21 protein-coding genes, 1 tRNA gene and 1 pseudogene are annotated in these 18269 nt (G+C 47.1%); 9 read left to right on the forward strand and 14 right to left on the reverse strand.

Going from position 1 to position 18269, the window contains the following annotated elements; translation table 11 throughout:
- Window positions 1-9 precede the first annotated feature (9 nt).
- The gene (locus tag OEU88_RS08230) at window positions 10-927 is read left to right on the forward strand and encodes an aspartyl protease family protein (RefSeq protein WP_262694673.1); all 918 of its coding nucleotides are present in this window, start codon (window positions 10-12) and stop codon (window positions 925-927) included.
- Window positions 928-952: 25 nt separating this feature from the next.
- Here OEU88_RS08230 and OEU88_RS08235 read toward each other — a convergent pair whose 3' ends face one another.
- Window positions 953-2323, reverse strand: coding sequence for an amidohydrolase family protein (locus tag OEU88_RS08235; RefSeq protein ID WP_262694674.1), 1371 nt, complete (start codon window positions 2321-2323; stop codon window positions 953-955).
- Window positions 2307-4880: an ATP-binding protein gene (locus OEU88_RS08240; RefSeq protein ID WP_262694675.1), complete on the reverse strand. Its 2574-nt coding sequence runs from the start codon at window positions 4878-4880 to the stop codon at window positions 2307-2309. The genes OEU88_RS08235 and OEU88_RS08240 overlap by 17 nt, the downstream gene beginning before the upstream one ends.
- Window positions 4881-5128: 248 nt before the next feature.
- Between OEU88_RS08240 and OEU88_RS08245 the strand changes: the two genes are divergently transcribed.
- The 3 genes from OEU88_RS08245 (at window position 5129) to OEU88_RS08255 (ending at window position 5836) form a co-directional block, all read left to right on the forward strand.
- The gene (locus OEU88_RS08245) at window positions 5129-5347 is read left to right on the forward strand and encodes a hypothetical protein (protein ID WP_262694676.1); all 219 of its coding nucleotides are present in this window, start codon (window positions 5129-5131) and stop codon (window positions 5345-5347) included.
- Window positions 5348-5398: 51 nt separating this feature from the next.
- Window positions 5399-5629 (forward strand): hypothetical protein, encoded by a 231-nt coding sequence (locus OEU88_RS08250; protein ID WP_262694677.1) that lies wholly within the window; start codon window positions 5399-5401, stop codon window positions 5627-5629.
- Between the two features lie 130 nt (window positions 5630-5759).
- Window positions 5760-5836: transfer RNA gene (locus OEU88_RS08255), tRNA-Ile, on the forward strand.
- On the opposite strand, the gene OEU88_RS17680 is transcribed toward OEU88_RS08255, so the two are convergent.
- From OEU88_RS17680 to OEU88_RS08290, 7 genes are all read right to left on the reverse strand, one after another.
- Window positions 5793-7370: a recombinase family protein gene (locus OEU88_RS17680; protein ID WP_394805247.1), complete on the reverse strand. Its 1578-nt coding sequence runs from the start codon at window positions 7368-7370 to the stop codon at window positions 5793-5795. The two genes, OEU88_RS08255 and OEU88_RS17680, sit on opposite strands and share 44 nt — an antisense overlap.
- A complete protein-coding gene (locus tag OEU88_RS08265; RefSeq protein ID WP_262694679.1) occupies window positions 7370-7714 on the reverse strand; it encodes a hypothetical protein in 345 nt (114 codons plus the stop codon). Before OEU88_RS08265 ends, OEU88_RS17680 begins: the two co-directional genes overlap by 1 nt.
- Window positions 7715-7856: 142 nt before the next feature.
- Window positions 7857-8219: a hypothetical protein gene (locus tag OEU88_RS08270; RefSeq protein WP_262694680.1), complete on the reverse strand. Its 363-nt coding sequence runs from the start codon at window positions 8217-8219 to the stop codon at window positions 7857-7859.
- A 9-nt stretch (window positions 8220-8228) separates the two neighbouring features.
- Window positions 8229-8729, reverse strand: a complete 501-nt coding sequence (locus OEU88_RS08275; RefSeq protein WP_262694681.1) for a hypothetical protein — start codon at window positions 8727-8729, stop codon at window positions 8229-8231.
- Entirely contained in the window at window positions 8726-10336 is a 1611-nt protein-coding gene (locus OEU88_RS08280) for a type IV secretory system conjugative DNA transfer family protein (RefSeq protein ID WP_262694682.1), read from the reverse strand. The genes OEU88_RS08275 and OEU88_RS08280 overlap by 4 nt, the downstream gene beginning before the upstream one ends.
- A gap of 68 nt (window positions 10337-10404) precedes the next feature.
- On the reverse strand, window positions 10405-10530 hold the full coding sequence (locus OEU88_RS08285) for a hypothetical protein (RefSeq protein ID WP_262694683.1): 126 nt from the start codon (window positions 10528-10530) through the stop codon (window positions 10405-10407).
- 22 nt (window positions 10531-10552) lie between these two features.
- Entirely contained in the window at window positions 10553-10843 is a 291-nt protein-coding gene (locus tag OEU88_RS08290; RefSeq protein ID WP_262694684.1) for a hypothetical protein, read from the reverse strand.
- A gap of 160 nt (window positions 10844-11003) precedes the next feature.
- Here OEU88_RS08290 and OEU88_RS08295 point away from each other — a divergent pair, with 160 nt between their 5' ends.
- Window positions 11004-11630: a hypothetical protein gene (locus tag OEU88_RS08295; RefSeq protein ID WP_262694685.1), complete on the forward strand. Its 627-nt coding sequence runs from the start codon at window positions 11004-11006 to the stop codon at window positions 11628-11630.
- A gap of 119 nt (window positions 11631-11749) precedes the next feature.
- Here the strand turns inward: OEU88_RS08295 and OEU88_RS08300 are convergent, their stop codons facing one another.
- Window positions 11750-12130 (reverse strand): hypothetical protein, encoded by a 381-nt coding sequence (locus OEU88_RS08300; RefSeq protein ID WP_262694686.1) that lies wholly within the window; start codon window positions 12128-12130, stop codon window positions 11750-11752.
- Between the two features lie 32 nt (window positions 12131-12162).
- Window positions 12163-12651, reverse strand: a complete 489-nt coding sequence (locus tag OEU88_RS08305; RefSeq protein ID WP_262694687.1) for a GNAT family N-acetyltransferase — start codon at window positions 12649-12651, stop codon at window positions 12163-12165.
- A 245-nt stretch (window positions 12652-12896) separates the two neighbouring features.
- On the opposite strand from OEU88_RS08305, the gene OEU88_RS08310 reads away from it, so the two are divergent.
- Window positions 12897-13883 (forward strand): Fic family protein, encoded by a 987-nt coding sequence (locus OEU88_RS08310; RefSeq protein ID WP_262694688.1) that lies wholly within the window; start codon window positions 12897-12899, stop codon window positions 13881-13883.
- 36 nt (window positions 13884-13919) lie between these two features.
- A pseudogene (locus OEU88_RS08315) lies at window positions 13920-14198 on the forward strand (cyclic-phosphate processing receiver domain-containing protein); the annotation flags it as partial.
- 110 nt (window positions 14199-14308) lie between these two features.
- Here the strand turns inward: OEU88_RS08315 and OEU88_RS08320 are convergent.
- Window positions 14309-15037 (reverse strand): recombinase family protein, encoded by a 729-nt coding sequence (locus OEU88_RS08320; RefSeq protein WP_262694690.1) that lies wholly within the window; start codon window positions 15035-15037, stop codon window positions 14309-14311.
- A 215-nt stretch (window positions 15038-15252) separates the two neighbouring features.
- Here OEU88_RS08320 and OEU88_RS08325 point away from each other — a divergent pair, with 215 nt between their 5' ends.
- The gene (locus OEU88_RS08325) at window positions 15253-15816 is read left to right on the forward strand and encodes a hypothetical protein (RefSeq protein WP_262694691.1); all 564 of its coding nucleotides are present in this window, start codon (window positions 15253-15255) and stop codon (window positions 15814-15816) included.
- A gap of 8 nt (window positions 15817-15824) precedes the next feature.
- Here OEU88_RS08325 and OEU88_RS08330 read toward each other — a convergent pair whose 3' ends face one another.
- Window positions 15825-16781 carry a hypothetical protein gene (locus tag OEU88_RS08330; protein ID WP_262694692.1) on the reverse strand — a complete coding sequence of 319 codons (957 nt, stop codon included), beginning with the start codon at window positions 16779-16781 and terminating at the stop codon, window positions 15825-15827.
- A 170-nt stretch (window positions 16782-16951) separates the two neighbouring features.
- Between OEU88_RS08330 and OEU88_RS08335 the strand changes: the two genes are divergently transcribed.
- Window positions 16952-17659 (forward strand): hypothetical protein, encoded by a 708-nt coding sequence (locus OEU88_RS08335; RefSeq protein ID WP_262694693.1) that lies wholly within the window; start codon window positions 16952-16954, stop codon window positions 17657-17659.
- 166 nt (window positions 17660-17825) lie between these two features.
- On the opposite strand, the gene OEU88_RS08340 is transcribed toward OEU88_RS08335, so the two are convergent.
- Complete coding sequence (locus OEU88_RS08340) at window positions 17826-18260, reverse strand: hypothetical protein (RefSeq protein WP_262694694.1); 435 nt, start codon at window positions 18258-18260, stop codon at window positions 17826-17828.
- Window positions 18261-18269 lie beyond the last annotated feature (9 nt).

An 18269-nucleotide genomic window follows, 5' to 3' on the forward strand; every position in this document is an offset into this window, starting at 1 on the left:
GGTAGTCGATTGCGGCTGCCTTTTTTTGTTGCCTTGCTGAGTTTGTGCACTGCTACGCCGCTCGTTGCGTTTCAAGACTTGGATGGTGATGACGGGTACATTATTTTGCCTGACAGGTATGATCGCCCGACAGCAGGCACAGTTGTTAACGGTGTTGGGCCACTGCCTTTCATCATTGATACCGGTGCAAGCAAAAGCGTTATATACCGCTCTCTTACATCCGTGATTGATTTGCAGGCACTGCCGAACCAGTCAAAACGGATCATTACGGCAACAGGTTATAAGCGGGTACTCGTATACCCGGTTACAGACTTTTATGTACTTGGGCGCACACTTAATGTGCAGGAAACTGTTGCTCTGCCTGACATTATTGGGTCACAGGCCAAGGGCCTCATCGGTGTTGATATGCTTGCGGGTCTAACGCTTACCATGGATATGGGGCAGGGGCTTGCGCGACTGCAGAACCCTGATGAGACAAGATTTGACGATAGCTGGACCATGATACAAGGCCGACCTGTCGCTTATGGGTCATTAGCGCTTGAGGTTAACATCGGCGGTGTTGATGTGCCTGTTATTGTCGATACAGGCGCATCGGACACTGTAATTAACACAGCGGGGTCTGATGCACTTACACTGGCTGCCACAGGTGTGCGGCGCCAAAGCATACGTGCATCCATTTCAAATGGCGGCGTGATGGATTTTGTTGCGTTGGTTGTGCCCAGCTTCAAGGTGGGAGATTATGAGCGAACAAACATGCGCTTGGTGGTGTCTGACATTCCGGTTTTCACCACGCTTGGTGCCCGTTCAGTGCCTGCCATAATACTTGGTATGGATTTGCTGGGCGAACAACCGTTTGCCATTGATTTTAAAAATTGGCGACTTTATTTGGGCACCCAGGAAGCGGACACGGCAATAGCATCTGAATAATATCGGTACCGTGCTTAGGGTGATATTAGCGAGTGTTTTCAAACTCACGCCTATCATATAGGCGGCCGCCGCGCATAACATATTGAATGGTTTTCAATGCGTCGATTGAGTTACTTGGATCGGCTTCCATAAAAACAAGATCTGCGTCCTTACCTACATCCACAGTGCCTGTCACACGGTCTAAAAACAGAAGCCGTGCATTCGCCTGTGTCGCCATAATGATAGTGTCAATCGGGCTAACACCAATTTCAACATGGCGTGCCATTTCATCAGCGAGTGAAGCACCTAAAATTACGGCAGGTGTACCAGCATCGGTTCCTATGCCAACCATTATGCCTGCATCGATGATCTTTTTGGTGTTGCGCTCAAGCACGGTCATATGTCGTGCAGCATTTGTAGAAAGCGGCCACCAATCGCGCCAGTTTTGCGCCATGATTGGTGAGTTTAGGCTCTGATAAAGGCCTGTCCCATGCAGCTTTTGTGGATCATACTGTTGTTGGCGCGTCACTGCATTTTGCACATCAACAATTACGGCAGTTGCCGTGAGTGTTGCAACGTATGCTGTGCGGTTGCGCCGCATCAGTGTAAGCAATTCATCATCAATGCCGCCCGCGACCAAGCCAGACATTAATCCATCAGCACCCGCGCGAATAGCAGTTTTGGCTTGTTCAGGATTTGTCGCATGCACAAATACACGGCGTTCTCGCTTGTGCGCATAATCAATTGCAGATCTAAGCGCTGCCTCAGAAAAAAGCGGCAAAGGGTTGGGCGTTAGCCATGATTTATTATCAAACGAAAGTTTGATAATAACGGCACCCGCTTCAATTTGGTTATCAATAGCAGTTTTTATGCCGCCAACTGTTGAGGTTTTAATGTCTCCCCAGCCTCCGGTAGGACCAATGTGGCGACCAGCTGATAGGAAGCGAGGGTAATTCAGCGGGTTATTTGCAACTGCACCTTTCACCATGTTCATGACATCGGCAGGTACGCTTGGGTTAAACACGCTGGTTATGCCCCAGTATAGATTGCGCCTTAACAGGGCAATACGCGCTGTTGTGCTTTCTTTCGCAAAACCACCCTTATCAAGGTGTTGATGGATATCGATTAAACCAGGGATGACATAACCACCCGCCATATCAAAGTTTTCACATGCGACGCAGGCGTAATCTGGGTCGTTTATGGACGTGATCTTGCCGTCTTCTATCGTAATCCGTTCAGCGCGAACCATTGATTTGCTGTAACTGTCCAGATAAAAAACATTGGTTATTTCAAGGGGTGAGGGTTGAGCGATTGCAAATGAGCTTGTTAAAACGCTAGCGCTAAAAGCAGCAGAAAATAGGCGAAAAGCCATTGTCAGGCTTGATAAAAAAGAAAGACAATTAGGCATCTTTGGCATTTTTAACCGTCTCTAGAATTGCGGTTTGTAGTATATCTGCATCTATGGGCTTGGTAACATAGCCATTCATGCCTGCTTGTTTCATACGCTCTTCTGTACCTTCGATGGCATCTGCAGTTAAGGCAATAGCTGGAAGTTTAGCAACGCGACCGGTTAGGGCACGAATAGCGGCCAATGTTTCAATGCCACTGAGGCCGGGCATATTGATATCCATCAGCAACACATCATACGTAGTGTCACCATCATTGCCGCCAAGCTCTGCAATCATGTTTGCCCCACTATCAACGAGCGTGATGTCGGCACCCATTTTTAGGCATACTTTTTCAATAATAACGCGGTTAATTGGGTTGTCGTCTACAGCAAGAATTTTTATGCCTGATAATGGTTTTTGGTTGCTTGTTGTCACAGCAGGGGCTGTGTTTTGCGCAGGCGCACTAGATTTCATCGGTATAGCAACAGAGAAGCACGTGCCTTCACCAGGCGTGCTGTTACAGCTTATTGTCCCACCAAGTAGGGCAGTTAGTTCTTTTACAATAGCAAGGCCTAAACCTGTGCCTTTTGTTGCCTGTTCATCGTCGTTGTCTACTTGTTCAAAGCGTTCGAATAACGCTTCTGATTGCTCAGGTGTAAGGCCTTTACCGGTGTCGATTACGTCAAGCGTAATTTGGTGGATACCCTCTTCGTCACTCTGATTGTTTAGTGCGACTGTAATGCCGCCGCGTTCTGTAAACTTGATTGCGTTGCCTATAAGGTTAATGAGGACTTGCCGGATAATCTTGATGTCGGTCAGAACCCAGAAATTGTCAGGAAGATCATCCTTAATCGCTAGTGACAACTGTTTTTGTTTTGCAAGTAAGGTAAGGCTGTCTGCGGTGTCTTTGACTGCGTCGCTCAAGTTAATGGCGCTTAGTCTAACGCTATACTTGCCAGCTTCCAGCCTTGAGATGTCCAGAATATCATTTACAAGGTTTAATAATAGCCCTGATGATTTTTGGGCCATGCCCAGATAGGATATAGCTGAAGGGTTCAGGTTTTCTTCAGCCAGCAGGTCCAACATTCCAATGACACCGGTCAGCGGTGTTCTTATCTCGTGGCTCATATTTGCAAGGAACACGGTTTTGGCTGCACTTGCTTGTTGCGCTTCGTCTCGCGCCGCCGCAAGATCCTTGGTGCGTTTATTAACAGTTTGTTCCAGATTGTTTACAATCTGTGAAAGTTCGCTCGCCATTTTTTCTGTTGATGCAGCAAGTGCGCTGATTTCGCTGCCCGCTTCTTTTTGACCAACCTCGTTTGGTTTAAACTTGCCAAGCGAAAGTTGTTTGGTACGCAGCATCAACTGATTTAATGGCTCGGTTACTGTTTTTTTCATGGTGATACTGAGCGTGATCATTGCAATGACCATCGCGATAAGACCAAGATAAAGTATATTGAATGCGGCAGCGCTTGCTTCTGCAGCAATAAGAGACCGGGGGTAGGAAATGATATAGTATCCACCAAGGCCGTATATTTCGCTGGCTGCAATGTAGCTATCAGTTTCATGCAGAAATGTTACCCAGGTTTTGTCGTCTTGGTTCTTTTCAATATTTTTATATATGGCCTTGATGTCTTCATTGCCCGATGTGGCAATGTTGAGATTTTTTTCAATGTCCTGCCCTGGCTTCATCAAACGGGGGTGTTCAACCAATTTTCCATCAGTTGAAATGATCATGTGTTCGCCGCCAATGGTTGGGTTATCTTCAGCAGCGTTCAACACACTTCTGAATTGTTGACTGCTACCAAAACCGCCAACATGTTCGCCGTTATAATCAAATGGTAAGTGGCACCCGCGGGTCCAGGTTGTACCAATAGATTCGTCGATCACTGGTTGTAGGTCTGTGCAAACAAAGCTGCGTTCTGGGTTATTTTCAGGCAATGTAATTCTGACGACTTCAAATTCTTTGATGCTAAAATCAGACGGAGCCTCTTTACGGTAAAACATCAAGTTACCAGCCCGGTCCGGTGCCCAGATGAAAAGCTGACCTGTTGGTGTAAAGAAATAATAGCTTTCAAACTGTGGGTAATATGCCGTTCCTGTTTGAGTAACCGTTTGAATTGCAGCAGAAAGCAGCTTCTTGTCCGCAGTTGTTATATCGGAAGCATTTGGCACAAAACCAGCAGAGCCTTTTATGAACAAACCACCGCCCACGACGGTGCCATCATAAATGCTATCTCTACTACGGTAAGTATTGTCACCGTAGTCGACAAATGTATCCTCAAATCGGACGGCGTTTATTTCTTCCTGGGCATCAAGAAGGTTGGTTAGGGTGCGTCTCGCATTTTCGTTCGCCTGCTCGATATTACGGAATAGCTCTCCCTCGCGGTGTGCGCGTGCTTCAGTAGCAATCTCCATGTTGGAGATAACTTTGGCTTCGAGCAGTTGTTGAAGCAGAAAGTAACTGCCGAAAGACAGGATTGTGATGATCAGGCTCATACGCCAGCCGATAGCGATCAGGGCTTCAAACCCGATTGAATTTGGCTTGATACCTAAAAGGTTCGGTATTTTTCGCGTAACTACCATATGTTCATAATATTTCAGACTATCAGTGCTTAAACCCGTATACCTGTTATTGTTTAATGTAACATACCTTAAAGAACTCTTATCGACAGCGATTAACCGGTATCATTCCCGAACTCTTTTCTGCACTTACAGTCTGTCACGCTGCGCAATCATGCCAAAATCATGCACGCATTGAAAAGGCAGACATCTACTCCCATATCGAATCTATATAAACTTTAAGAATAAACAAGCAGTGAGGGGAATGTATTGTGACAGTTTTTACAATGATTGCTGTAATCGTGAGCGTTACGGTTATTGGCGGTGTCGTGACCACGTGGATTAAATCAAAAGAGAAAAATCAAGAAAATGGCAATGAGGCTGCAGATGTGAATGCACGTGTGCAGGCTTTGGAAGAGCGTGTGAAAGTATTGGAGCGCTTGGCGACCGATAAGAGGCACCGTCTGAGTGAAGAAATTGATGCGCTTTAATATATAGCGGCTGATCAATAACGACATAAAATATGACAAGGGGATGGCCAGATGGAGATGGATGGTAAAGTTTTTGTATTGTTGATTATTGCGATGGTTGGTTTGTTTAGCTGGCTGGAGCGCAATCAGAAAAATCGTGCCAAAATGGCAAAGGCCAGCTCGGACAAGATGGACGCAGGTCATCAAAAAGAGATTGAGCAGTTAAAAGAACGGGTTGCTGTGCTGGAGCGTATTCTTACTGATAAAAGAGAGCGTTTGAAGGACGAAATAGATAGCCTTTAAGTTACGACAACCGCTGATAATTGTGTGTGGATGCAACATTGTGTGCATGATATCGTATTTTTTTACTCCTTTGCTGCATTTTGGGGCTGTTCATCGGTGCTAGCATTTGCTACCAACGCCGCCGTGGTGAGGGCCTGTAGCTCAGCTGGTTAGAGCCGTCCGCTCATAACGGATTGGTCGGGGGTTCGAGTCCCTCCGGGCCCACCACACTGCACCTAGACTCATCAAATGCTCCGAACAACCTGAGTGGCTGTGCGATAGAGGCGGTTCGAAGTCCGGTTTTACGGTCATAGGCTATGCGCTGTGGGAACACCAATCTCAGTAACATTCTCTTATGCTCTAACATCTCGGATGTCCAGAGTTTCCAAGGGTTCGCGAGAAATTCACAAGCGGTTCGAAAAGTTGCATCAAAGGTGGTGATTGGTGTCACTGTTTGCTCGACTTTTTCGCTCATAAGGGCTTTTTCTTCTTCCAGTTTTTCAATGCGGATTTCGTAAGCAGCTATCAGCTTTGGGTTATCGGAAGCCACTATACGGTCCATCAATTGATCAATAGACTTTTCAGCATCAGCGAGCTGTACTTTCAATGTGCTTTGGCGTGTCTTCGCTGCTGCCCCGCGCTTATCCCATTCATCGCTCAGGATCATGCGAAACAGCTTAAACAGCTTGGGCGCTGGTTTGAGGGATTGAAGCAATTCCTCAAAATCACCTTCGATTGCGTCCCGCTTGATGGATTTACGGTATTCACCGCAAGCTTTCTGGTGACAGAAGTAATACGGGTAATAGCTATTACGCCCTTTGGTCCATGCAGCGGTCATAGGGTGCTCACAGGACGCGCAAGTGACGAAGCCGCGCAATGGGAAGTCAGCATTCAAGTCTTTGCGTGCTGGTGCAATGGCGGTGCCTTTCCGGCGCTCTTGCACTTTATGCCATGTATCAACGCTGATAAGTGGTTCATGCTTGCCGGGGTGCATATGGATATTCCATTTGGGCACCGATATATGCCCGGTATATAAAACGCGCTCTAACAAATCGATTACAGTATTTAGCGGCACGTCGCCGTATTTACCTTTTGAGATTGTGGGGAATGTGCCGAGGAAGCGGCGAACTTCATTGGCATTTTGGAAGCGACCACTTGCAAAGCCTTCTATCGCTTCGGTTACGATAGAGGCGTTAGGTTCATCGCGAACCACCATTTTACCGTGACCCGGCACGTCGGCGTATGTGTAACCAAGCACAGGGGCAAAACACCAATAGCCCGCCATTACGCGTGCTTTCATCTTCTGGATCACTTGGCGCTGGTTTTGTTTGCGCTCAAGCTGACCTTGGGCTGCAAAGATGGTTTCTATGAATTCGCCTTCCGGCGTGTCTTCAAAACGGAAGTTCAAACACTCAACGCTTGCACCTTTTGCTGCAAGCGTGGCACGAAGCTTAAAATGGAAGTCCCGGTCTCTCGAAAAGCGCTTTAAATCGTCGAACACAATCACATAGTCCTGATGATTATTGGCATCCAGATAGGCCAATAGCGCGACCATCCCTTCGCGTTTCATAAAATCACCACCGCCCGATACATCGTCGGGGAAGACTTCCATCACTTCATAGCCGTGCACAGCCGCATATTGGCGGCAGCGTTGCTCTTGGCTATCAAGACCGTGCCCTTCTTTGACCTGTTTCTTGCTGGACACCCGGCAGTAAATTAAGGCCGCTTTGTTTGTTGATACTTTCTGCACTGCTGTTTTCATTAACGACTCCCGGCAAGCGGCATATCAGAGCCGTTATTGCGTGTTGGTTTTTGTTTGGGTTTCACCGATGATTTTAACATATCTGCGGCTGATTTTGGTAGATTGGTAGATGGGGATGTGCCTTTTCCACAGGCCGTTTGCGTGGCACTGCTGCGCCACGCCAGATCAGCAAACCCGGCAGCTATAAACTGCAAGGCTTCAATAAGCTGTATGGCTTCAGCCTCATTGTATTCCATGCCTTCCAGTTCGGCCATATAACGATCATAGTCCACCTGTGGGATACCGGGAACGCGACTGGCTTCCAGCCATACACCATTGATTGTTTTTTGATCGCCTTTTGCCACCGCGTTTACCTCATTTGTTATCGTTTTACTTCATGTTCGTTTCCCTTCCATTGAACAAGAACATATCATGAACATTTGTGCTATAAACGCCGTTCTTTTTCAATGGAAAGATTGTTGTCATGCATAGGTATGCAGGAGCGCTTTAGCGGTCTTGTGCGCCCCGGTTTTGGGGCTTGCTTTGCCTGTTTTTTCTAAACTCCTCACGGGTTAATGCACTGACTCTGTTATGGGCGCGCCGGGCAACTTCAGCGACGCGCAGAAGGTCGTCTTTGCCAAAGCTGTGCGTATCCTTGAGATCGCCGTTCTTATCGCGGTATGTTTTGGCAAGGTCAGTGGCGAAGAAGTCATTTTTCGGACCTTCACGCCGCCAGATGGTGCCTTTGATATTGCCATCGCGCACCGTGTCTTCGGGTTGCTTTGGTTTTGGAGGCTGTAGTGTTTGCTGATTGGTTTGCTGCTGTTGTGGGACTTGTCCCAGTGGTGCCTGATATTGCGGGTCTGTCATGGTCATCTCCTATCGTTTGTGGGTTTTGGTTTTGCCGATACTTGGTGCCGTACGCTGGGCGATGAAGACGGCCTTGCGCTTCATCTTCTCAAGATTGTCCGAGGTGTTTTGCGGCGCTGGTTTCGCTTGTGTTTTTTGCTGTGTTTGCGCTTGTGCAGCTTCGTTTTTCAGGCGCGCTTGTTTGAACGCCTCCATGCGTTTCCTGATGCCCACCAGTTCTTCTGGCGGTATATGAGGGCGTTTGTGCTTGGTTGGTGGTCGTTTAGACGGCGCTATTCCCGGCCCATAAGCCATGTGGGGGCTGGGCCGGAAAAGCTGTTGTGCCTTAATTTGTTTGGCTATTTGTTCTTCGCGCTGCTGGCGTACCCGTTCGGGGTTGCTGGCAACATAGAAGTCACTGCGAACATGGGTTTTGGAGAGACCAGTTTCCCTATTTGCTCCAGGCAGGTTGTTACGGTTTTTATGGGCGTAGCTGATGGTGGTTTTTGGTGCTTTCGGGGGCGTACTCATTTGTAACCCTCTATCGTCGACCATGTACCGTCACTGTATTGCCGGTAATCGGCGTAGGCTTGCGGCACGGCTTCACGGATAACCTTGCGCCAGCGGTGACCAAACAGGGCTTTAACACGCACCCGATCTAATGGCGGGTGATAGGGATTGGGATGGAAGCGCCCAGCCATAGAGCGCTGCTCATAATATGGCTTGCGGTCTGCATAAATCGGTAGGTTCAGACCATCCATAAAGACATAGGCTTTATCATCCGGTGTTTTAAGCACTTCATCAGGGGTGCGAAGTTGGCGTTGCTGTTTGGTGCGGTTTTCAGCCGCCATGCGGTAGTGAGAGAGCTTATGTGCTGTTTCTACCGGGCTGGCACCATTCATCATGGCGTGAATGGCTTCCTTGCGGGCCATGTTGTCACGGCCTTGCGTTAGCTTGTCGTCGTATTCGAGCGTTTGCGTACCAAGCGTGCGGGAGAGATCAGTTGCACTGTGAATGTCTCTAACGGCGAAGTAAATCTGCACCGCCGCCGATGACTTGATGATTGTTTCTGCATCAGGCCCCAAGATTTTGAGCTGGGATGACGCTTGCAGGACAACAACAGGACGAATGCCTATCCCAGCGCCGTAGGTAAAGAGCTTGGTAACCAGCGGGAACTTACCGAGCTGCGCACACTCGTCTAATATCCACGTCTGGCGCGGTGCAGAGGGGGCGCGAGATTTGTAAATCATCGCACCAACGAACATTGCTTTAATCACCGACCCCCACGCATCAATGAATTCGGCTGGTGGCATCATGTAAAAATTATAGGCTTGCTCACTGCTGCAAAGGTCGGAGAGCGAGAAGTCATAGGGCGGTGATACAGACTCCATCAAAACCGGATCAGATAGCGCCGAGAAGGATTTGAAAATCTCGCCCAATATACCGCGCATGCCGGAAGTGTTTTCACCTCGGTTTTCTGCGATTTCTTCCTCAATACGTTTTGAGATTTCAAAGCCGGCTTCCTGCATCTCAAAGGCAAAGTTGAGCCATGCTTCACTGTTGCCGGGGATCAGACTCAAAACTTCATAGAGGCGTGGCAGTGTCAGAGCGCCGTCCAGCTTCACAATAGTCAGAATCACGGCTTCCAAATATTCACGGCCACGAAGTTCAAAATATTCCCCTGAGTGCGAGCCGGAGAGCGCGATCATATTCTGGGCAAAAACTTTGACATCGGCAAACAGGGTTGGGCTATCTATATGGATGTAATCAACCGGGTTAATCCGGTGTTTGGGCATGCTGTGCAAACCCAAAGGATTCCAATAGATGCAATGCTTGCCAAGGCGCGTTTGTTGCTGGCTGACATAGGCACATTCACCTTTCATGTCGAGTACCGCCAACGTGCCGCCATACATGCCGTCCAGCATCGTGTAGGCCAACATATCGCGCAGTTTGCCGCCTCTGGCACCAGCCGTGAGGAGACCGCCGCCCATACCGTTCCAATAAAGCGGCTTGTTCCCGGCAAAGCCCACGAACAGGGAGTTATCGGTTTTCTCGAAGAATGGCTTTAAGGCGCTGTCATCGTGATCGGTAAACCCGGCGCTGCCATAGCGGTCTTCTTCATTGTTAAAATCAGTCATCTGACGTGCTTTCAAACTGGTCAAGAAAAAGCCGGGCAGCGAACTGCCCGGCCTGTGATTTTGTGTCTCTAGTTAGCAGCGATCATCATGATGATCACGGCAACGACAATGATACCGCCCCATGGGAAAGACCCATCCGGGCGCTTGCGGAAGACGCTAAAACTGCCTCCGCCAACGCGGTCAAACTTTGCCATCTGTTTTCTCCTTTGATGGTGGTTAAAAGATTCTGGCGGCAAGCGCGAAGCCGCCAACGGTGATTGCTGTTGCGATGGTGGCTCTGGCTAACGCGAAGGTTGAAAGCCCAACGACAACAAACCAGAAGGCTTGTACGAGCCAATTGGCTTGGTCGCCGTATTGCGATGTTGAAAAACCGAGCACCCAATCAATGCTCAGGGAATAAAGCGGCCCCGTTGCGAAAAACGCCGCCACGATTGCTGAGAGGTTCGCAATTGACTTGATCGATTTTTCGTAGATGCCTTTCCCGGCATTTTTAGTAGCTGTAGACATGAGTAACCTCGTTAATCCTTGGCCCGTTTCCGGTGCCCGTTAAAGAGGTCTCCTAAACTACGCATCCCTTTATGCTTGTCATCAAGCTTACTTATTCCTTGTCAAGAATGACGTTCCGTTTATGATGCGATTTCAAGCGCAGTAATCATTGGAAATGCTTATGCCACGGGCGTTTTGGGCGTGGAAAAATCGGTATTGCTGGAACAGCAATGTACGCGAGGGCGTATTTTTAAGTTTGCTTAAATATCAATGCCTTGGAAAATCTTGCTCGGAAGCAACCCGGCTCATAAATGAACGTGCAAAAAAGCGCGGTGAGAAAGGCATCAGCCGTCAATCAGCCAACCGTTATTACCTGCTATTCCGCGATTATCTATACGCGATGTTGCCACATCAATATAAGTTCACGGATGTTGAACTGGAGCTTGCAAAAGGATTGCCGGAGGGAACGACCTTCCCGGACGGATACGTCACACAGCTTGTTGTTATGGCGATGCATCAGGCGCTCTATAATCGGTTGGATCGCAATGACCCCATTAACAAGGTCTTGCTTGGTAACACCACGCAGGAAACCTATGAACTCTTGATCCGGCAATCGCGCTCAAAATGCGGCATTCCTATTGAAACCTTTTGTGGTCATATGGCGTATGTGTTGTGGATCAGTATTATGAAGGAAGAACAGCCCGATAAAGACCCCGGCCTTGCTCTATACCGGGAGGTTAAAAGCACCATGATAAAACATCCCATCGGTTCGTTCGAAATGAGGACGACCCGACTGGTGCGAGGATAGTGAAGGGATTCTCAAAAAAAGCAATTCTTGCAATGGGGACCCTATACGACCACCCATTGCTCGACCCATGACATCTTTAGTATTAATGTTTTAGGTTATGTTGTGCTGATTTTAGACTGTTAACCAGCTTCCTTTTTATGTCTTTGTTTGTGACCCAAGAAAAAATGGCAGCGAAGAACACACTGAGTTATAGTTTCCATTCCATTTTCTGAAAATTTCCACATTGTTTGAATAGTGTTTTCTTCTGGATTATTTGCGCTTTCAACTGTGATTTTTTGTGACCTGTTCTGTTCGTCGGTTTCTTCAAGAAGATACTCGTTATCTGACATTTCAAAATGGTTATGAAGTAGTGTCATGCCAAAACGATTGAGCATGCCATGTTTCTGTAATACGTCACGAACTTCTGACAAAGCTTGATGGTCGAGATCATTAAGTGGTTTGATGTCATCAATATGTGGTAATTTTGCCCACTTCATTGGCTCCATATTAATTTGCTGCATTATAGACTCCCTAATTGCAGTTTATGAGAGGCCTAGCTTAACGAGCAATACATTTCTATGGAAGTGTCATTTACTATTTCAACGTTAGTTAGGGGTGCAGCATCATTCCAGAGTTTCTCTACAAAACCAGACTTGTTGTAAAATGCTTTTGCTTCTGGAGCGGCGTTAACAACAATTGTATTTATGGCATTATGGATAGCCCATTTTTTTGTCTCTGATAGTAATAGTTTCCCCAGACCTTGCCCCTGATATTCTTCTTTAATTGCAACCAGTGTGGCTGCCGCTGTGTTGGATTTCCCTCGAACCTTTTCTAGAGCTATTGTACCAACGATTTCCTCGCCGAGCTTGAGAGAAAACATGTTTATCCTTCCTTCACTGAAAGGTGGGTTGGTATTTGCAATTGCTCGGGATGAATATGAAAACCATGATTGCTTAAATAATGAACGCCTTACTACCCTGTGAAACTCTCTCGATAGCGGGTTGGATAATACTTCAAACTTGTAACTTTTTGGAACGTTCAAAATCTAATAAATTTCACCTCATGTTTGGTTAATATTATCCAATAAAATAATTTAATTAGTATTAAAATTTATAATTATAAAAATATTAGAAAAAAATACTATTTAAAACGGATAACGGCACAATGAGTTCTGCACGTCACAGGATTAGCCGCATCCCCAATGAGAGCTACGTACTTGATGCAATGAAATAAGGGCATTTCCTAAACATATTTGCAAACCATGAAGTAATGCTTTATGGTTTATGCATGAATTATACAGGCCTCACACAGAAAAAAGACCAGCTTGATGGGTTCAGGCCGCTGCCGCCCGCCTTGGTACAAAATCTCGAACAGTGGTTCTTGATTGAGCTGACCTATACCAGCAACGCGATTGAGGGTAACACGCTCACGCGCAGGGAAACCGCCGCTGTGGTTGAAAAGGGTTTAACCATTGGCGGTAAATCACTGGTTGAACATCTGGAAGCCACAAACCATGCCAAAGCCTTAAACGGCATTGTGGCTTTGGCTGAATCCAAAACGACTGATTTATCAGAAAACGATATTCTCACCATCCACAACACTATTTTGCGGGGTATTGATGATGATAACGCGGGCCATTACCGCTCTATCCCGGTGCGGATTTCCGGCTCCACTGTGATATTGCCAAACCCGGCCAAGGTGCCGGAGTTGATGCAGGGGTTTATGGCAGGGTTAGTCGCGAAACAGGAGTTGCATCCGGTAGAACTGGCGGCAAAGGCGCATTACGACCTCGTTACCATTCATCCCTTTGTCGATGGTAATGGCCGCACCGCCCGGCTTTTAATGAATTTAATCTTGCTGCAACACGGTTATCCCCCGGCTCTTATTCGCAAGCGTGATCGCCTGAAATATATCAGCGGGCTGGAAAAAGCGCAGCTTGGCGGGCCATCAGACAAGTATTACAAAGTCATTTATGATGCAGTGAATAGGTCGCTGGATATTTATCTGGATGCGGTTAGCGGAAAAGACGAAAAAACGCAGCCCTCGCAGGAAACAAAGACATTGCTGCGCATTGGTCAGCTTGCCAAACAATCCGGTGAGAGCAATGCAACACTGCGCTATTGGACCAAAGAGGGCTTGCTCAGCGTTGCCGACACAACAGCATCAGGCTACCAGCTTTATGATCCTGATACGGTTGAACGCGTCAAGGCAATCCGTGATCTACAGGCGCAAAGATACACGCTTGCGGAAATCAAAACCCGGCTTCCTAAATGATGCCAATTTAATAGTGATGTTAATGGATGAATGGCAATGAAGATTTACCTTGATGATGAGCGCAAGACACCTGATGGTTGGCATCGTTCCTATTGGCCGGATGAGGTTATTGAGCTGCTCAAAACACAGGATGTATCGGTTGTGAGTCTCGATCATGATCTTGGTGATGATGAGCGCGGTACCGGATATGACGTAATTTCATGGATAGAGGAAGCGGTTGTAATGCGCGGGTATATTCCGCCGGAAATTCGTGTGCATTCTGCAAACCCGGCAGCGCGTCAACGTATGGAACACGGCATTGCATCTATCCAAAAGCAGAACGACAAAATTGCAGATATGCAAACTCAGGTAACAGAAGGATTGGAAAGTGGTGAGGGTAAAAAATCCATGAATGATCTTCTTGATGAAGCCCGTTCTAAACAGACCTAATAAACTTGCCTTTCCAGCCGCTCAAACCCTCGCGTGATGGTGGAGCGTGACACGCGGTATCGCCGGGCTACTGCGCTAATGCTTTCGCCGCGCTGCATGACACTCTCATGCGCATGGGCGATGGTTTCTATATCCAGCTTGTATTTGGGGCCGAGGCGTTTGCCGCTGGCTTTTGCCGCTTCCAGCCCGGCTAAAGTGTTCTCGATAATAATATCCCGGTGAAATTCGGCCACGGCTGAGAGAATATGATAAACCATCTTACCGCTTGGCGTTGTCGTATTGATCCCCTCGCTCATGGAACAGAAATGAATTCCCTCGTTGTTGAAGCGGGTGAGAAGATCGGAGAGATGCAGAACGGAGCGGCCCAAGCGGTCCAGCTTAAACACCACAAGACTGTCACCGGGCTTGAGGAATTTAAGCGCATCATCAAGACCGGGACGTTTGCCCTTTGCACCCGATATACCGTGATCTTTGAAGATCGGCTTGCAGCCAATGGCTTTTAACCCTTCAAGCTGCATGCGCAGTTTCTGGTCTTTGGTGGAAACCCGCGCATAGCCCACCTTGCGCCCCGGCGCATTGATCTGCGGAAACAAATCCATAACGGCTATCTCGCTGTTGCATTGACGATCGTTTACGGACAGGGGGCATTTTTCTGGCTCCTTCGGATGGTCATTTTCGCTAAGCCATTGAGATATGGCACTTTCGATATCACTGTATATTTCCATATTCGGGCACTTCTCCTTATACTCGTAGACGATCGTCCATGAGCATAGCGAAACTATTGAATTCAATCAGGAATTCAGAAGTGCCAAGCGCAGCTTATCCACAAAAAACATATCTCAGCGCCCAAGCGGATAACGATTACGAAAATCGTAATAAAGTTGCAACAATCAATCAAAACATGTATATTACACACCAATTAACGAACAAATGTGATGTTATGAGTCGTTCGATACGAGATATATTCAGCAGTACAACAAAAGGGGCCGCATTAGGTGCGATGATCCTTGGGTCTGTTGCGTCTCCGATTACAGCGTCGGCCAATGATTTGGCCACTGATCATCCCGGTGCTGCTGAAATCACATACGCGCAAAATGAATTGGCACAGGCTAAAAAGTCTGTTGGTCTACGTGATTCTCGAAAGTTTGATAAAGATGTTGTAAGAACCGCAACTGCTAGAGCTTCTAATGATCGAATAGCTTTGGCATTGTATGGCGCTAATGGGGATGATCTCAATCAAGCTCGATTAGGTGTCTGGGACGCTAAACAAGAAGGTATTAATGTTGGGGGGATTGTAGTTGGCTCCCCAAAAGATCAACGAGCGATAGATGTATACGGTGACGGGTATCGTTGGATGGAACATGAGATACGCCCAGATCAAAATGTTCGTGAAGCTACGTTTGCTTTTATTAAATACGCTGATTCCAGTATGAAGAAGTTGAATGCAGAACTAGCATCTACAGGCTCAACCACCCTCGCATCTGCGACATACGATAACGATTAATCAAATTATTAGCTAAATGATTGTCCCGGCCCCGATGGGGTTACAGGATTACTTTTTTGTGCAAGGGTAATATCCAGTTCAAGATCGACAGGTTGGGCCGCAGGTTGACCAAGAGCAGCGGCTTGAAACTCGCCGGAAATCGGTTCCTTTCCGAATAAAGGTTTATCGTCGATAGTGCTGGCTACGCTAATGGGTTGCGTATTATCCGGCATATCTAGATCATCAAATGTAGAGCTATCACTGAAATAATCATCATTTGTATCAAAAGCTTCTAAGACTTCATTTTGTTGACTCTGATTTAATCCTCGTTCTTGATCAATTGCTTTTATTTGTTCGACTGAGTGATGGGTTTCGGTTGTGGCTTTATCAGATATATCGAGTCCCGCCGCCGCATGCTCCTTTGCCACTTCTAGTATGGCATCAGGTGCTTTTGCGTGTTGTGCTTTATCGATTAACTCATTCGCTTTGACTTCATTAATTTTTGCGTGAGTTTGGTTTTCATCAGCAAGAGCTTTAATTTGGTGCAGCACGTCAGGGTCGTTTAAGTCAACGTCCGTCAGGTTATACTTTTCTTTATATGCTTGTACAGCATCCTCAAAATGCGCCTTTTCATCATCGCTCATACCGTCTGTTGGCGCTTTTCCGTTTTCAACATTCTCAATGGCTTTACCCGTAGCATTGCTTTGGGCTTCGTATCTATCGGCTTGTTCACCCCAATACCTAGCTTGGTCTTGAAGCATAATCAGCAATTCCGCTGTACTAAGCTCTTTGCGCTTCTTCTTACCGTTCTTATCATTTTCTGGATTGGCAGCTTTAGCCGCCGCAGAAGCGGATGTCTCCATACGGCCATGTGTTTCACCATCATCGCGCATGGAAACAAACAAAGCGTCTTGCTCTTGTTCTTTAGAAATGCGGTTGATCTCGCCAACCTTATCTTCTAGCTCGTCACTGTCTATCTTCGCCATTTGTCCCTACCGTAAAACCGTCTGTCTATACCTGTTTTTCTCCGTCTTAGTCGCGGAGGTTTATACTTCATGAATAGTGTGCCAGAGTGGGGTTAAGACACGGTTATTTATACGTAAAATGCGTATAAAATTGTATCTATTGTGGGACGATATCCGGTATAATTTGTTCTATGAGCAGAACGCACCGGGTTCCCCTGACACAAGACATTCTCGATACATTAAAAGCCCATAAAAAACGCACCGGGCTTGGCGTTATTGCACTACTGCGTGGTAAACGCCTTGAGATGCCACCGGGCTTGAATGGAGCCATCGTTGAAAGCTGGTTTCAGGGCAATTCAGCAACAGCGCGGCAAAGCCATATTGATTATGTTCTAAGGCTCTGGGAAGCGGCCCCTGATAACGTAAAAACTGGCCGGGCTTCAAGACCGTCCAATGACAGCCCCTATGTTGATGTTAAGGAGGCTGTATTTGCCAAGCTTGTACGCTACCGCGATAATGGCTTCACGCCGGGTGTTGTCTTTAAATTATGCGGAGAAGTACCAGCAGGACTAACCGCAAACATCGTCAATTCTTGGTCAACTGGTTCAACCAAAAAGGCTCAATCTGATTATCTGGAATATTGGTTTGAAGCATGCCGTAAGATGGAAACCCATCCGCAGCGGCCAATTGTTTTGACTGACAAGATAAGTGCTGAGTTTGCCAGCTATATCGACAGTTCAGGTGTCGGTGCGATTACCTTACTTAAGGAGCGCAGTGATGTGCCGGATAAACTTAGCGTATCGATCATTAACCGTTGGGTTGCTGGAACCGCTGCTACAGCGTGTCATGATCACCTCGAATATGTGCGCAAATGTTATCGTCAGATATTACAGGGATAAATAAGGCCATCGCGCGACTAGGGCTGTTCGCCCTGGTGCGCTCATATGTGCAGAAAAAACAGCACCTCGCCCCCGTTTCGTGTGTGGGGAGGGGACGAGGTGCCATTTATCAGGGTATGACTGCGTTAGAAGTCGGACATACACCCTGTAAACTTAATTCTGTTGATTATGCAGCGCACTGTTTGCTTGATGCGGCGCGAACCATACGCCTTGATGCTTTTCCTATTTGAGATTTACGGGCCGGTGTTTTATCAACTGCCTTATTAAGTGCATCAAACATCATGTGATATTCCTGCATCGCTCTACGATACAGAGCCCAATGACGTTTCATTTCCAAGCGCGCAACAATGTTTTCATATGCTGAATATTCCAGCTCCAATTTATGACTGAGGGATTCATGCCGAGCTGACAAGCTGCGGACAAAGCCTATGATAACGTTAACCCTAGTGCGCATTCGCGCGGCAATTACCTTCATATGCCGGACATCGTTCATAAGGTCTTCGTTTTTGTCATGATCTAATTGGAAATTTACATCTCGGCCCAAGTTTTCGCCGAGCAACAAGCGGGTCATAAACGCCGCCTTATCATACTCCTTACTCATTAAGTTACT

Origin of the sequence: Kordiimonas aquimaris (genome assembly GCF_025574485.1) — a bacterium.
Lineage (GTDB): Bacteria > Pseudomonadota > Alphaproteobacteria > Sphingomonadales > Kordiimonadaceae > Kordiimonas > Kordiimonas aquimaris.